This window comes from Clostridium sp. 1001271st1 H5 (assembly GCF_005845215.1).
In the GTDB taxonomy this organism is placed as follows: domain Bacteria; phylum Bacillota; class Clostridia; order Lachnospirales; family Lachnospiraceae; genus Enterocloster.
Map to the genome: position 1 here is coordinate 42,099 of NZ_SPHO01000030.1, position 16,446 is coordinate 58,544.

The window sequence follows — 16,446 nt, forward strand, 5'->3', positions numbered from 1 at the left end:
TAATGGATAAACGCTGGGATGCTCTTGCATCAATTTTAGTAAACTATTCAATCGGGGTCAAACCAGGGGACCGGGTGTTGATTACCATGATGGAGACAGAGACAGAGCCATTGGCACGGGCCTGTTACCGGGAAGCGGTCAGGGCTGGCGGCTATCCCTTCATCGAATACCAGTCCGCATACCTGGAGAAGGACCTGATGCTGCACGGCACCATGGACCAGGTGGAATGGGTCAATGAGATGTGTCTTAAGGGTATGGACTGGGCTGACTGCTACATAGGGCTCAGAGGGGCAAGAAATCCTTATGAATGGGGCGGTATCCCCGGAGCCAGGCTGTCTGCCCATAAGCGTTCCCTTGGAAGGGTGTCTGCTGAGAGAAACCGCACCCGGTGGGTCCTGACCCGCGTGCCCAACGAGGCATTTGCACAGCAGTCCCGTATGCCGCTGGAAGATATGATGGATTTTTATTTCAACTCAACTCTTGTGGACTGGGAAAAAGAAAGCGCGGCTCTTCAAAAAGTGAAGGAATTGCTGGCGGCCGGCAGCAGCGTCCGGGTGACAGGAAAGGAGACCGATATTACATTTACCACATCCGGACGGATTTATGCGGTTGCAGACGGCCATATCAACATGCCTGACGGCGAGGTTTATACGTGTCCGGTTGAAACAAGCGTGAACGGAACCATCTACTTTGAATTTCCGGGCGCTTATGCAGGAAACTATATTGAAGGAATACGGCTGACCTTCCAGGATGGGAAATTAGTCCGTTCTTCTGCTGAAACCAACGAGGGACTGCTGAGGGAAATTCTTGCAACAGATGAAGGGGCCTCTACCCTGGGAGAATTTGGTATAGGGCTGAATTACGGTATCACCGGGTATTGCGGGGATATACTTTACGATGAAAAGATAGGCGGAACCATTCATTTTGCCATGGGCCGCGGGTACCCCGAATGTCTGGGAAACGACAGGTCGGCGCTGCACTGGGATATCATTAAGGATACCCGGAAGGAGGGCGCCGTGTATCTGGATGGAAAAAAGGTAATGGAGAAGGGCGTCTGGCTGATTTAAACAGGAGGCGCAGCAGAAAGGGGATGGCATAATGGGTCCGGTCCGTTTGCTGGCAATATCCGGAAGTCCCAGAAAAAAGGGCAACAGCCAATTTTTACTGGATACTGTATTGGAATATACAAAAACATTGAAATTTGAGGTAGATGTAAAGCGCATCAGCTTATCCGAACAAAAGGTGGGGCCGTGCATGGGATGTCTGGCCTGTTATAAAAACAGCGGCTGCTGCGTCCTGAAGGATGACTTTGAGGGCGTCCGGCGGCTGTGGAAAAGGGCAGACTGCATATTATACTGTACACCGGTGTACGTGGCTGGAATACCCGGACAGCTGAAATGCCTGATGGACCGTTTGAGCAATGCGGATTACGGGCTTGAAATCAGAGGCGCGCGCCATATGAAGACCATCGGCGTCATATCCCAGGGCGGGGATTTCTTCGGAGGCGGCGCAGAGCTCTGCATGATGGACATCATGCGCCACGCAGCTATGATGAACTGTGTGTATATTCCGCCTGATGCCTCCTATATAGGTTCAGGCGGATGGGTCTGGGACTCCCACAGCAATGCCATGAAGGAAAAAGCAGGTCTTATGACAGAGGATTACCGCCTGACCCTGGAAACAGCGCACAGCATCATACAGCGTTCCGTTGAAATGGCGGCCATCATCCGTTCCGGCAGCAGCAGCCTCAGGGACATCCTGGAAAAAGACAAGGCATACCGGTACTATTTTGAAAAAGAAGACTTACTGGAGGGATGGTAAATGGGCTGTATTCTTTCGTTTGATGTGGGAACCACGGGTTTAAAGACAATTGTAATCAGCCGGGACGGCAGAATCCTGAGACACTGCAGCATTGAATACGGCATGGTCCAGGAACAGGAGGGGTTTGCGGAACAGGCCCCTGCTGTCTGGTGGGATGCAGCGGTAAAAAGCATCCGGACTGTTCTTACAGAGGAATTAAAGAAGGATATCCTGGCCATCGGAGTATCGGGACAGTTCCAGAGTCTGGTAATGCTGGATAAGGATTATCATCCTCTCAGGAAGGCCATCTTATGGTGCGACCACAGGGGAGAAGAGATGCTGCCTGAAATCACCAACCGGGTCGGTGAAGAAAATCTGTTCTCAATCACTGCAAATCCTGCGCTTTCCGGTTCCAGTGTTTCTTCCCTCTTATGGGTGAGAAAATATGAGCCTCATATTTATGAACAGTGCAGGCACATCATGCTCCCCCATGAATACATCCGGTTCAGGCTGACAGGGGAGTGTGTGACCGACGTCACATCCGCCTCCAGCATGCAGCTTTTAAATGTGCCGGAGAGAGCCTGGTCCCCGGACTTATTCCGGAAGCTGGACCTGGACAGTGCAATCACAGGACCGTTGCTGGAATGCAGCCAAGTGGCGGGACGGACCACGGCCCGGGCAGGGCGGGAGACAGGCCTTCCCCAGGGCATACCGGTCATTGCAGGGGGCGGGGACAGCGTAGTGTCTGCCGTTGGGACAGGCGTTATCCGGGAAGGCAGCTGTTTTACATCCCTGGGGACCTCAGGCATCATCTGCACGAATACAGAACGTATAAGAACCGACAGGAAGGGAAGGGTCAATACCTATTGCAGCGCTGTTCCGGGAAAATGGTCCGTCATAACCTGCAGCATCACTTCGGGTTTTGCCCTCAAATGGATGAAGGAAAATTTCTGCACCCCTGAGATTGAAACCGCCAGGCTCCGCCACACGGATGTGTATGACGAGATGAGCCGTCAGGCGTCGCAAATAGCAGCAGGCTCAGAGGGCCTCCTTTTTCTCCCTTATCTGATGGGAGACAGAACTCCCCATTTAAATCCAGCCGCCAAAGGCGTTTTCCTTGGCGCCTCATCCTGCCACACAAGAGCCCACTTCATACGCGCTGTCATGGAAGGAGTGGCCTACTCCCTGATGGACGGCATATCTGTCCTCAGGGAGCTGGACGTGGCTTTGGACGACTATGTGCTCTGCGGAGGCGGGGCAAAGGGGAGCCTCTGGAGAACCATCATAGCCGATATATACGGACATAACCTGTCAACCGTACAGAATGACAGCGGCGCAGCCATGGGAGCGGCTGTGCTGGCTGCCTATGGCTGCGGCCTGTACAAAACCCTGGAAGAGGCGGCAGGATGCATGGTGAAACGCAATGAGAGCAATGGATTTAATCAGGAAAATCATGAGAACTATATGAAGTACTGGGAAATTTATCGTGATATATATGTCCGGCTTGAGGACGTATTTTACAGGTTAAGGGAAATCACCCGCTGACCGGCATAATTTTACCGGAAATACTGGAATCCTCCACAGTTGCATGTTATAATCAACATAACGTAATAGTAAATAAAATATAACCTGTAGGGTGATGGGATGAAAAAATTGGCGGCGGTTAAAAACAGGATATTCCTGGTTATGTCAGCGTTCCTTTTGTGCCTTCTTTACGCTTTTCCTGTCAGGGCAGCGGAGAAAGTGCGGGTAGGCTGTGTTGACATCGGGAATTTCATCCAGCTGGACCAGGACGGCTATGCCATTGGGTATGGGGCAGACTATCTGAATAAAATAGCAGAATATGCAGGATGGGAATATGAGTATGTCCAGGCACCCTGGGGAGAGTGCCTGGATATGCTGCGCAGTGGGGAGCTGGATATACTGCTTCCTGCCGAATACAGCGAGGAACGGGCAAAGGACTTTCTTTTCAGCAGCTACGAGTGCTGCTTTGATTTTGCCGCCCTGATTGGCCGAAAATCAGATGAACGCCTGTTTTATGATGATTACCAGGGATTCCAGGGAATCCGGGTGGGCATGATTAAGGACAATTTCCTCAATGGTTTGTTTGACGAGTATTCAAAAAACCACGGATTTTCCTATGAAGCCATATATTATGATACCGGCACCCAGATAGTAGAGGCCCTGGAGCGGGAAGAGGTAGATGCCATTATTAACGGCAATATGGAATACAACATGAACCAGAAGCTTCTGGCTAAAATCGACTATATGCCGGCCTACTTCATCACATCCGTGGATAAGCCGGGCCTGATGGTACGGCTCAATAAGGCCCTGAGGCAGATTTTCATAGACAATCCCTATTACTCAGCCGGTCTTTATGAAAAGTATTATCATGAGATGGACAGACAGTTTGCCGAGTTTACCAGGGAGGAAAGCCAGTTTGTGAAGCAAAGCGGCCCGGTGACCGTACTGGTGGCCCGGTCTGACTATCCCTTTGAATGGTACGATGAAAAGGAAAAAACCTGCAAGGGCGCTTATGTGGATTATATGAGGCACCTGTCCAAGGTCAGCGGCCTGAAATTTGAATTTATTCCCCTTGCCCCGGCAGAGGATTCCGCCGGAGAATTGTTTGGGGAAAATGCCCAGATTCGCTTGAGCGTATTTAAACAGCAAAGGGGCGGGGTATCCGGCAGCCTTAAATACACCATTCCCTATTACGACTGCAGCTTCAGCCTGGTGGGCAAAAAGGATGAGCCCCTGAACCTGTCTTCCCACCAGCGGATTGCAATGGTGGAAAAGGTAAACGGCCTGAAGGAGGTATTGGAAGACAAGTATCCCAATTGGGAAATCGTCGCTTATGAAACACCGAAAGACTGCCTCAACGCTGTGGAGGAGGGAAATGCTGACTGCGCCATGGTATCTGCCATTAAACTGTCAGCGGACCGGAATCTCCTGGGCATGAACCTGGTGGTGGTGGATGGCAGCACTGCAGCTGCGCCTGTATACATAGGAGTATCGGAGAATGCCAGTCCCCTGCTTGCCCAGGTCCTCTCCAAGTCCATTGCAAAGGCAGGAGAGGGCGCCATGGATGAAGCCGTGTACGCCACCATTCTTTCAAGTAAGGAAAATAAGGATTTCAGTTACTTCATACAGTCTTATCCCCTGTACTTTGCCTTTGGGGTCATAGCGGTCTCACTGCTGGGCGTGGGAATCCTGTTCATGCGTTACGATGCCCGGCACCAGAAACTGCAGAACCTGATTCTGCAGAAAAAGAATGAGGAGTTAAAAGCAGCCATTGCTATGCAGACCCTTCTGAGGCGTAAGGCGCAGACTGACGCCCTGACCGGGCTGACGAATAAAAGCACCACTGAGGAGCTGTGCCGCGCCTGTCTGGAACAGGCCCAAGGGGAGGTCTGCGCCCTGTTCATCCTGGACCTGGATGACTTTAAGCATATTAACGACCAGCGGGGGCATCAGGCCGGTGATGTGGTGCTCAGAGCCTTCGGGGATACCATACACAAATGCGTGCGCCAGGATGATGTGGCCGGCCGTATCGGCGGGGATGAATTCATGCTGTTCATGGCCGGAATCAAGGATACGGACCAGCTGACACGGTTTGCAAACCGTATCTATCAGGCGTTAAAGGATAATCCTGATTTCAGCGCCACCTGCAGCATGGGGATTGCCCTGGGCCGGGCAGGCCGGATATCCTATGAGGAAATGTTCCGTATGGCAGACAATGCCTTATATAAGGCAAAAGAAGACGGAAAAAATAATTACCATATTGATTCTGTTCTGGATGAGCCGGAGAACGGCAGGGCTACATAAGCTTTCCCACCGCATTCAACATGATTGCCACAGACCGGAGGGAAGTGGATACGGCACAGGTAAGGAAAGCCCATCAGTTGTATCCGGATAACTGTCTGGGCGGCAGGGAGCTGGTGCTTCCTGCCTGCATACCGTAATTCGTTTTTCAACGAGATACAATTTAGAAATTTTAATTCATTGACAGCAGCCCTTTATTAAAATATAATCATGGGTAGGCTGTTTTATTTTGATGAAAAAGAAGAGGTAATTATGCGTCGTATATCCTACATAATCATAAGTCTAATCATGGTCTTTTCAATGACCACCATCACTGCCTTTGCAAAACCGGACTGGCCCATGGATACAGGTGTGCAGTCAGAGGCCGGCATTGTCATGGATATGGATTCCGGGGCTGTGCTCTTTGCCCAGAACATACACGAACAAAAGATTCCGGCCAGCATTACCAAGCTGCTGACAGCCCTTGTTGTCATTGAAAACACCAGTGATTTGGACGCGCCGGTCACATTTTCACACGATGCCATATACAATGTGGAATCCGGGGCCGGCAACAAGTTCAACCTGGAGGAAGGGGACGTGTTAAGCGTCCGCCAGTGTCTCTACGCCATGCTGCTCCAGTCCTCCAACCAGTCTGCCAATGCCCTGGCAGAGCATGTGGCGGGAAGCAGGCAGGCCTTTGTGGACATGATGAACCAGAGGATTAAAGAGCTTGGCTGCAATGAAAGCCACTTTGCCAATCCATCCGGTCTCAACGACGACACCCAGCGCACCACGGCCTATGACATGGCCATTATAGCCAGAGCCTGTTTCAGGAACCCCGCCGTGCTGGAAATTGCCTCAGCCAGGACCTCATCCATACCGGCCACTGCAAACAACCCCAACGGACGGACCTTTTCCATTGAACACAAGATGCTGCTGCCGGATGATTCCAATTATTATCCGGATGCAATTGCAGGCAAGACAGGCTGGACATCCCAGGCCGGGCAGACCCTTGTCACCTATGCCAGACGGGATAACAGAGGACAGGTTGCAGTCACCCTTAAGAGCACCCAGAAAACCCACTATTCCGATACAAAGACCATACTGGATTTCTGCTTTGCAAGATTCAGGAATGTAAATATAGCGGACAATGAAATTGAATATGTTACAGGCGACGGGCCTGTGACCATTGCCGGGGAGACATATGAGCCTTCGGAACTCTCCTTTGACAGCGGGGCGGTCATTACACTGCCCAATGACGCACAGTTCTCAGATGCCGATAAGGAACTTGAGACAGATTTGCCGGCCGGCCATCCTGAGGGCGCCGTGGCCAGACTGGTCTACACCTATAATGAGCGCAGGATTGGAGATGCATGGATTTACAGCTCCAGGGCCCAGGCTGTCAATGCAACTCCGTCTGAGCCAGGCGAGGATACCCCTCAGGAGAGCCAGTCCCCAAAGGACGGCCAGGATACCAAAACCGCCTTTAAGCTTCCCAGGGCAGTGCTTATAGGCGGCGGCGCGGCCCTGGTCCTGGCATTGCTTGCAGGCGGCGGGGCCCTCTGGTTTAAAAGACGGCAGGCAGCGGAACGGGAACGCCAGCGCATTCTCAGGGAAAAGCGCAGACAGCGTCTGGCTGACATCGGTTATACGGAAGAGGATTTTGAACGGCTGTTAGATGAGCGGAGAAGGCAGCAGGATATGCGCTGAAACGCATCAAGGGGCAGATAAAATTAATCAGGAAAGAGACGCAGACAGGAGGTTTCGTGAATGGCTGTCTGCGTCTTTTTCGGTACTTACCCTGGACAGACCGGTCCAGGGAAGGAATGGGAGGAGCGAACATCATGGCATATTTTCCGTTTTTTGCAGATATTGAGGGAATGAAATGGCTGATTGCAGGCGGCGGAGGCGTGGCCCTGAGAAAGGTGCGGGATTTGCTTCCCTACGGCGCAGTCATAGAAGTGGTATCACCGGACATGTCCCCTGGTCTGGATGAGATGGCTGCGGACAGCACTTACGCGGACTGCCTTACGCTGACCAGAAGGGGTTTTGAGGACAGGGACCTGGATGGGGCCGACTTTGTCATTGCAGCCACATCTGAGCCTGACCTTAACAGCCGTATATCCACCCTGTGCAGGTCAAAACGGATTCCTGTCAATGTGGTGGATGTGAAGGAGGAATGTTCCTTTATTTTTCCTTCCATCGTCCGGGAGGGACCTGTGGTGGTGGGAATCTCAACCGGCGGCATGAGTCCTGTCATTGCCAGGTACCTGAAGGCAAGAATCCAATCTGTGATGCCGGACAGCCTGGGAGCGCTGACAGCCCAGCTGGGGGCCTGCCGACAGACAATCAAAGACCTGTTTCCGGACTCTCCCAGGGTCCGCTCAGCCCTGTTTTATGAGCTGGCGGAGGAGGGACTCAGCCATGGAGGCTGTCTCTCCCGGGAACAGATACAAATTATAATAAACAGAAAGCTGGAACAAGGACATGAATGATATCATCCGTATTGGAACGAGAAAGAGCGCCCTGGCGCTGATTCAGACACAGCTGGTCGCTGATGAATTAAGGCAGGTCTGTCCTGGTATACAGGTTGAAATCGTCACAAAGGATACCCTGGGCGACAGGATACTGGACAAGCCCCTGCAGGAATTCGGAGGCAAGGGGGTCTTTGTTTCCGAGTTTGAACAGGCCATACAGGAGGGCGTCATAGACCTGGCAGTCCACAGCGCCAAGGACCTTCCCATGGAACTGGCACAGGGACTGGACATTGCAGCTGTATCCGCCCGTGAGGATCCCAGGGATGTGCTGGTCACCCTGAGAGGACGCGGGGTCTGTCCAGGCAGCACGGTCCGGGTCGGAACCTCCAGCCCAAGACGGCAGCTTCAGGTGCAGATGATGCAGAAAACACTGTGGCCGGAGGCTGCCGGAGCAGAATGCAGCACCCTTAGAGGCAATGTGCATACCCGGCTCAGGAAACTGGAAGAAGAGAACTTTGACGGAATCATCCTGGCTGCGGCCGGATTAAAGAGGCTGGGGCTGCTTGAACAGGACACCTATGAGTATACCTTTCTGAACCCGGAGGAATTCATTCCTGCGGGCGGACAGGGGCTGATGGCCGTGGAGGCCAAAACCGGAACCAGGGCCCACACGCTCACCCAGTCCATGGACCATGGCGGCGGACGGCTGTGCCTGGACCTGGAGCGAAGGGTTCTTAAGCTGCTGGACGCGGGATGCCATGAACCCATTGGCATTTACTCCGTCCTCAGGGACGGACAGATGGAGGTATGGGGCGTCAGCAGCCGTAATGGAGAGGTGAAAAGGGTTCATCTGACCGGCGGGACCCTGCCGGAGGATGTGGAGAAACTGGCGTTGGAAGCATGGAAAGGATTGATGTGATATGGAGAAGAAGGGAATGGTATATCTGGTAGGAGCAGGTCCGGGGGACCCGGCCCTGATGACCCTGAAAGGACAGGCGCTTCTCAGCTCCTGTGACGCCCTGGTCTATGACCATCTGGCATCCAGACGGTTCCTGGAATGGGCGCCCTCCGCCTGCCGTAAAATCTACGTGGGCAAGCAGGCCGGGCATCACTCCATGAAACAGGATGAGATAAACGCCGTGCTGGTGGAGCTGGCTCTCTCAGGGCTTACGGTTGTCCGCCTAAAGGGCGGGGACCCCTTTGTATTCGGACGGGGCGGCGAGGAAATCCAGGCGCTTGAGGCCCGGGGAATTCCCTATGAAACCGTTCCGGGCGTGACATCGGCCATAGCGGTCCCGGAATGTGCGGGAATCCCTGTGACCCACAGGGGCATAAGCCGGAGTTTCCACGTGATTACAGGCCATACCCAGGACGGAAGAGACTGCCTTCCCCCTGGGTTTGAAGCCTATGGCTCCCTGCCCGGCACCCTGGTGTTTTTAATGGGCCTGGGACAGCTTCCCTCCATCACAGCCAGGCTGATTGAGGGAGGAATGCCGCCGGATACGCCTGCGGCCGTCATCGAAAAGGGCACGCTGCCCGGCCAGAGAGTGGTAAGAGCGCCTCTTTCCGGAATTTGCGCCAGGGTAACGGAGGAGGGGATTGGCACCCCGGCAATTATTGTTGTGGGACAAACAGCCTCCTTTGACATGAAATGCAGCCTTGTGGGTCCGCTGGCCGGATGCAGAATCGGTATGATTGGCACACGTCATTTTACAGACAGCCTTGGAACGGCCCTGGAGCAGAAAGGGGCGGACGTATCTAACATCCTGGATATGGAAGTAGTTTCCCATGCAGCAGGTCCGGCCATGCAGGAAGCTTACAGGAACCTTGCCGCGTATACATGGCTTATATTCACCAGCGCCAACGGAGTCCGCCTGTTTTTTCAGGAACTGCTGCATTCCGGCGGGGATTACCGCCTGCTGGGGCATATAAAATTTGCAGTCATTGGCGACGGCACCAAAAAGGAACTGGCGAATTTCGGCTTTCACGCGGACTATATGCCGGATTCCTTTTGTGCCGGGGCGCTGGCAAAGGGGCTGGCATCCATCCTTACCCCCAGCGACCGCCTCCTCATTGCCCGCTCCAGGGGCGGTTCCCCGATTCTTACCGTAATACTTGGAGAAGCCGGGATTGTTTATGATGATATTGTCCTTTATGAGGTGGGAGGTAAGCCCGCGGACTCAAGTATACCCGCCGGAGAGGGCTTTGACTATATTACCTTTGCCAGCGCCTCCGGGGTTAGGGCGTACCTTTCAAGCGGCCTGAGGGTGAATCCCGGACAGAGGACAGGACAGACCAGGCTGGCATGTATCGGTGACATAACGGCAGGGGAGTTGAAAAAACATGGAATGAAGGCGGATATTGTGGCTGAAACTTACCATATTCAGGGCCTGGTGAAGGCCATTGAAGAGGATGTCATATCCGGCAAAACAGAGGGAAAGTCTGCGTATAACCTGTAGTTATGAAAAATATATAAATAAAGTATAAAAAAATTGTTAAAATATTATTGATTTCTCCGCGGTAAAGTGGTAGACTTCTTGGCATCAAGAGTTTGATACTTGAGAAAAGCAATGACTGGGAAATGTCATGGTTTCAGATTCCGGCACAGAGAGCAGCCCGGCTGGTGGAAGGGCGCGCGAGAGGAATCATGGCCTCACCCAACAGCTTCTGTCCTGAACTCCTTTCCTGAGAGAGAGGGTAGTAGGGATGGACGGGTTTCTTTCCGTTAACAAAGATTCCGGCTGACTGAGAGCAGCGGGAACTTAAGGGGCTGTCCTGTTAAGGGCGGCAAACAGAGTGGTAACGCGGATTGATTCGTCTCTGCATCGCAAGGTGCAGGGACCTTTTCTTTTTACTGGGCAAACTCTTTGAAACCTACTTTATATACGTGAGGAGACTTGATGATGAATGGTTTAGTGATGATGCTTTTAGCCGTAGTCATATTAGGCGGCGCCTATCTGATTTACGGCAGATATCTGGCAAAGAAATGGGGGGTTGACCCCGATGCAAAGACACCGGCTTATGAGATGGAGGACGGTGTGGACTATGTTCCGGCTGATACCAATGTGGTGTTCGGCCACCAGTTTGCCTCCATTGCAGGGGCAGGCCCCATCAACGGACCCATCCAGGCCGCCATGTTCGGCTGGCTGCCCGTCATGCTGTGGATTCTCCTGGGAGGCGTATTCTTTGGCGCGGTTCAGGACTTTGCAGCTATGTATGCTTCTGTAAAGAACAAAGGCCGTTCCATTGGCTACATAATCGAGGTTTATATCGGCAGGCTTGGCAAGAGACTGTTTCTTTTATTCACCTGGCTGTTCTCCATCCTGGTTGTGGCTGCCTTTGCCGACATCGTGGCAGGCACCTTCAATGGTTTTGATGCCGCCACCGGAGAGCGAATCGTTGCCAACGGAGCCGTTGCCACCACATCCCTTCTGTTCATTGTGTTTGCAGTGGCGCTGGGATGTTTCCTGAAATATGGAAAATGCAGCAAGCTGGTAAACACACTGGCTGCTATCGGCCTTCTTGTGCTGGCCGTTGCACTGGGACTGGCCTTTCCGGTCTATGTACCCCAGGGCGCATGGCTTATATTCGTATTCCTGTATGTGATTGTTGCCTGCGTGACCCCTGTATGGGCCCTGCTTCAGCCCAGGGATTATCTGAACAGCTACCTGCTTCTGGCCATGATTATCGGTGCGGTCCTGGGAATCTGTGTCTATAATCCGGCCATCAACCTTCCCTCCTTTACATCATTTGTATTTACAGATGCAAAGGGAAATATTTCCTATCTGTTCCCAACCCTGTTCGTGACCATTGCCTGCGGCGCTGTATCCGGTTTCCATGCACTGGTATCCTCCGGAACAGCCAGCAAGCAGATTAAGAATGAAAAGAACATGCTTCCCATCTCCTTCGGCGCAATGCTGCTGGAAAGTCTTTTGGCCATCACGGCACTGATTGCCGTCGGCGCGCTGGCCACCAGCGAGGGGCTGCCCGCAGGTACGCCTCCCCAGGTATTTGCAAAGGCCATTGCCATGTTCCTTACCACACTGGGAATGCCGGATTCCATCAGCTACACGCTGATAACGCTGTCCATATCCGCCTTTGCCCTGACCAGCCTGGATTCCGTGGCGCGCGTGGGCCGTATTGCTTTCCAGGAATTCTTTACCAATGATGAGATTGACCCGGCCAATCAGAATTCCTTAAACAAAGTGCTGACCAACAAATATTTCTCCACCATACTGACCCTGGCGCTCTGCTACGCATTATCCAGGGCAGGCTATGCAAGCATCTGGCCTCTGTTCGGTTCCGCCAACCAGCTGCTTTCCGCACTGGCTCTGATAGCCTGCGCCGTATTCTTAAAGAAGACCCACAGACAGGGCGTTATGCTCTGGGGTCCCATGGTCATCATGCTGGGCGTTACCTTCACAGCCCTGACCCTTAAAATCAAGGACCTTGTATCAGCCCTGTCAAACCAGTTTGTATTCGGTAACGCGCTTCAGCTGGTGTTTGCAGTCCTTCTGCTGATTCTGGGCGTGATTGTTGCTTTTGAGGGCATCCGCAAGCTTATGGATAAGGACACGGAGGATGATAAAGCTGCTTCAGGCAAAGGTGCGGCTGCTTAAAGGATGCGGCTGTTTAAAGGATGCAAAAGCTGAAAAAGGCGGATGCATCCTTTTTCAACTTGAAAAACCCAGTCTGATAACGCATAATAATAAGGGATGAACCTTATGATAATTCCGAAAATATTCTGATACAGGTTCCGGAAAGCAGGATAAAACATGAAACTCAGATACAGATGGACTGGCATACTGACAGCGCTCGCTGTCCTGGCAGCTTTAGCTTCCGGCATCCTTGTTTGCCTGGTATGGAACGGATGGATACTTTTAAATCATCCCTCCAGGACCCGGTATCCGGTACGCGGTGTGGATGTGTCACATTATCAGGGAGAAATCGACTGGGATGTGCTGGGACAGCAGGACATTGATTTTGCTTATATCAAAGCAACGGAGGGCAGTTCCCATGTGGATGAGAAATTTTCTCAGAACTGGTACGGTTCACACCTGAGTGGTCTGGCTGTGGGAGCATACCACTTTTTTAGTTTTGACAGCAGCGGAAAAGACCAGCTGGAGCATTTCACCCAATGCCTGCCCGCCAGGGACGGAATGCTTCCGCCGGCAGTTGACGTGGAGTTTTACGGGGACAAGGCCGCGAACCCTCCCAATCCAAGGGACGTGGAGCAGGAGCTTGCAGCCTTGCTGGAAGGTATGGAAACACAGTACGGTATGGCCCCTGTCATCTATTGCACAGAGGAATCCTGGAATCTTTACATCCGCGGAAGATTTGACCGGTATCCGCTCTGGATTCGCAATGTGAAAACAAAGCCCCGCACGGACGGCGAACCCTGGCTGCTGTGGCAGTATACAAACCGGCAGCGTCTGGACGGCTATAAGGGAGACGAGACATTTATTGACATGAATGTGTTTTACGGAAGCCGTGAACAGTGGGACAACTGGTACGGGAATCGTAATAAATCGTAAGGAGTGCCCAAAGACTTTTTCTTTTCCTCCTGCTATACTTTTGGCAAAGACCATTATCAGGACCATTCCATTTCGGAAACATGCAAAAAGGCAGGCAAGGAGGAATAAAGATTTCACATGGAACCAGCAACAGAAGAGAAAACAGAACAAAGACAGGAAACAGAACCCGGCAGGCATAAGACCAACAGGCCGGGCAGGGGCAGAGCCCTGATTGCAGCTGCCCTGGCTGCTGTATTGGTACTAACCGCAGCGCTGGCTGTTTTTATGACAAGGAACAGGGAGAACAGCAGTGTAATTGCCGGCATGGATTATTATGAGCCTGCTGTGGATGACAAAATCTATAGCTCATATTTCCAGCATGATACACGCTGGAGCAGCAGTCCTCTTGGCAGCTCAAGAGACACCATGGGAAGTTCCGGATGCCTGACCTGCTGTATCGCCGCCTCCCTGACAGCTCAGGGGGTACAAAGTTTTTCACCAGGGGAGCTAAATCAGATTTTCAATGAAAATAAAGTCTATAACGACCATGGCTCCATTGTATGGAAACAGCTGGAACAGGCATTGCCCGGCGCCAGGGTCCGGCTGGACTGCAGCAGTACCAGCGAGAGCATCAACCGCCTGCTGGCAGAAAAAAAGTATCCCATTGTAAAGGTAAGGCGGAAAAGCGGGGCAGTACACTGGATTATGCTCACCGGCACGGAAAAGGATACTTATGATATCACGGCCATGGACCCCATTGACGGCTTTGTGCACATGAGTGATTATGATAATACTATTTATGGCGTCAGGGTTGTAACCGGTGACAGCGGGACATGGGAGACAGCGGGAACAGAGACAGAAGAAACAGGCAAAGCCGCTGAATCAGCCGGTACCGCAGCCGCAGACAGCCCGGGTGAAGTCCTTAAGGTCCCGGACAAGGCAGCCGCAGATACCGGCAGGACAGCAGATGGATTCCTGAAAACAGAAGAGGCATTTGCCCTGAGCGAGATTCAGCCCTTTTCCTTTGAAGAACTTGGAAACGGGTCTGGTATCCGGGGCGTTGTATTCTTATCAGCCCTTTCCCAGAACCAATTCCGCATCTACGGCTATGTGGGACCGGAAAATCTCTATAAGGGAATTTACATCCTGGACCGGGATGGCAACATGAATTCCTTTCCCTCCATTTCCTATACCTCTCCCCAGCTGATTCTTCCCAAAATCGGATGGAACCAGGAGCAAGGCATATTGGAGGCTTCCTTCCATACCATGACAGGCACTTCCCTGTCCAGGGACCAGTTTTATGCCTTCCTGCGGTATGATACAGGACATCTGGAGCCATATGAGTTCCGGGCGGAGGACTATGAAAAGCAGCTGTCCCGGCGTCTGTCCTATAAACTTGATAAAGAAAAAAATACAGTCACATTCTACGATGAGTCGGAGAAACTAGCAGCCTTACCCCTGGATGACCTGGACAGCAGCCGTATCCGGGATGTCATATACACTGATTTTGTGTCATTTGAGCCAAATCAAACCGTTACAATGGAATTTACCCCCGGTTTTGTAATGGACGGAATGGCAGCGCCACAGTATCTGGAAGCAGATGTGCGGCTGGAGGCTGCCATTGATGTCACGCGCGATTCAGACTCCAGCGGGGCAGATGTGGTGAAATTCCATATCAGGGATATTGAAAAGAGCGGGACCTGACGGTCACATTTTACAAACAAATATACAAAAACCTCTTGACTTGGAGTTGACTTTAAGTTGTAGACTCTCATTATATCCGGGGTTCAGCATACTGCGCGGACTAATCCCAGGGATTATCTGCCCCAGATTATCTGTCCCGGACATTCTGAATCACAGTCCATTCAGACTGCGGTCTGACAACAACATTTCAAGGAGGCTTATCATTATGTCTATTGTTTACATGACAAAGGAAATCACGCCGGAAAGCCTGGTCCGGATTTACCACGCATTGGGCGCTGCTTTATCCGGCAGCGTTGCCGTAAAGCTCTCCACAGGTGAGCCGGGAGGACACAACTTCCTGCAGCCGGAGCTTATCGGAAACCTTGTACAGGAACTAAAGGGCACCATTGTGGAGAGCAACACTGCCTACGAGGGAAGAAGGAACACTTCCAGGGCTCACTGGGAGACTATACGGGACCATGGATTCGCAGCCATTGCCCCCTGTGATATCCTGGATGAGGACGGCCACATGCCCCTGCCGGTTACAGACGGCTATCATCTGAAAGAGAATTATGTGGGCACCCATCTTCAAAATTATGATTCCATGCTCATGCTTTCACATTTCAAGGGCCACGCCATGGGCGGCTTTGGAGGAGCCTTGAAAAACATGTCCATTGGACTGGCATCCTCGTACGGCAAGATTTGGATTCATTCCTCCGGTACCAGCACCCGGTTTGAGGATGTGTTTACAGCGGACCACGATTCATTCCTGGAATCCATGGCAGACGCGGACCGCTCCGTCATGGACTACATGGGCCGTGAAAACATAGTATACATCAATGTGGCCAACCGTTTATCCGTGGACTGTGACTGCGACGCCCATCCCCATGACCCGGAGATGAAGGATATCGGCATTTTTGCATCCGCTGACCCAGTGGCCCTGGACCAGGCGTGTGTGGATGCGGTGTATGCTTCCGAGGATGAGGGAAAGGCAGCCCTGATAGAGCGCATGGAATCCAGAAACGGGATTCATACCGTGGAAGCCGCTGAAACCCATGGCCTTGGCAGCCGCAGATATGAACTCAGGTGCATTGACTGATCAAATTGCAGCATCAAAGACTAACTATTAAAAGTCAAGTCTAAAATAAAAGTTTTGGATGAATTGCAGA

13 protein-coding genes are annotated in these 16,446 nt (G+C 52.2%); all 13 read left to right on the forward strand.

Features of this window, described 5'->3' with window-relative positions:
• Positions 1–2 precede the first annotated feature (2 nt).
• The 13 genes from FGS84_RS27880 (at position 3) to FGS84_RS27935 (ending at position 16,376) form a co-directional block, all read left to right on the forward strand.
• Positions 3–1,067 carry an aminopeptidase gene (locus tag FGS84_RS27880; protein WP_138311453.1) on the forward strand — a complete coding sequence of 355 codons (1,065 nt, stop codon included), beginning with the start codon at positions 3–5 and terminating at the stop codon, positions 1,065–1,067.
• Positions 1,068–1,098: 31 nt separating this feature from the next.
• Positions 1,099–1,821: an NAD(P)H-dependent oxidoreductase gene (locus tag FGS84_RS27885; protein WP_138311454.1), complete on the forward strand. Its 723-nt coding sequence runs from the start codon at positions 1,099–1,101 to the stop codon at positions 1,819–1,821.
• The gene (gene xylB, locus FGS84_RS27890; RefSeq protein WP_138311455.1) at positions 1,822–3,345 is read left to right on the forward strand and encodes a xylulokinase; all 1,524 of its coding nucleotides are present in this window, start codon (positions 1,822–1,824) and stop codon (positions 3,343–3,345) included. It abuts the gene before it with no gap.
• Between the two features lie 99 nt (positions 3,346–3,444).
• Entirely contained in the window at positions 3,445–5,628 is a 2,184-nt protein-coding gene (locus tag FGS84_RS27895) for a GGDEF domain-containing protein (protein ID WP_227146915.1), read from the forward strand.
• A gap of 249 nt (positions 5,629–5,877) precedes the next feature.
• Positions 5,878–7,314, forward strand: coding sequence for a D-alanyl-D-alanine carboxypeptidase family protein (locus tag FGS84_RS27900; RefSeq protein WP_138311456.1), 1,437 nt, complete (start codon positions 5,878–5,880; stop codon positions 7,312–7,314).
• Positions 7,315–7,448: 134 nt separating this feature from the next.
• A complete protein-coding gene (locus FGS84_RS27905; protein ID WP_227146912.1) occupies positions 7,449–8,099 on the forward strand; it encodes a bifunctional precorrin-2 dehydrogenase/sirohydrochlorin ferrochelatase in 651 nt (216 codons plus the stop codon).
• Positions 8,092–9,000, forward strand: a complete 909-nt coding sequence (gene hemC, locus FGS84_RS27910; RefSeq protein ID WP_138311458.1) for a hydroxymethylbilane synthase — start codon at positions 8,092–8,094, stop codon at positions 8,998–9,000. The genes FGS84_RS27905 and hemC overlap by 8 nt, the downstream gene beginning before the upstream one ends.
• A gap of 1 nt (position 9,001) precedes the next feature.
• Positions 9,002–10,540: a uroporphyrinogen-III C-methyltransferase gene (cobA, locus tag FGS84_RS27915; protein WP_243130100.1), complete on the forward strand. Its 1,539-nt coding sequence runs from the start codon at positions 9,002–9,004 to the stop codon at positions 10,538–10,540.
• Positions 10,541–10,632: 92 nt separating this feature from the next.
• Positions 10,633–10,770 (forward strand): hypothetical protein, encoded by a 138-nt coding sequence (locus FGS84_RS31280; RefSeq protein ID WP_207671145.1) that lies wholly within the window; start codon positions 10,633–10,635, stop codon positions 10,768–10,770.
• A 214-nt stretch (positions 10,771–10,984) separates the two neighbouring features.
• On the forward strand, positions 10,985–12,700 hold the full coding sequence (locus tag FGS84_RS27920; RefSeq protein ID WP_347563903.1) for a carbon starvation protein A: 1,716 nt from the start codon (positions 10,985–10,987) through the stop codon (positions 12,698–12,700).
• 156 nt (positions 12,701–12,856) lie between these two features.
• Positions 12,857–13,615: a GH25 family lysozyme gene (locus FGS84_RS27925; RefSeq protein WP_138311460.1), complete on the forward strand. Its 759-nt coding sequence runs from the start codon at positions 12,857–12,859 to the stop codon at positions 13,613–13,615.
• Between the two features lie 117 nt (positions 13,616–13,732).
• Positions 13,733–15,298 (forward strand): hypothetical protein, encoded by a 1,566-nt coding sequence (locus FGS84_RS27930; RefSeq protein ID WP_138311461.1) that lies wholly within the window; start codon positions 13,733–13,735, stop codon positions 15,296–15,298.
• Positions 15,299–15,503: 205 nt separating this feature from the next.
• Positions 15,504–16,376, forward strand: coding sequence for a DUF362 domain-containing protein (locus FGS84_RS27935; protein ID WP_138311462.1), 873 nt, complete (start codon positions 15,504–15,506; stop codon positions 16,374–16,376).
• Positions 16,377–16,446: the final 70 nt, after the last annotated feature.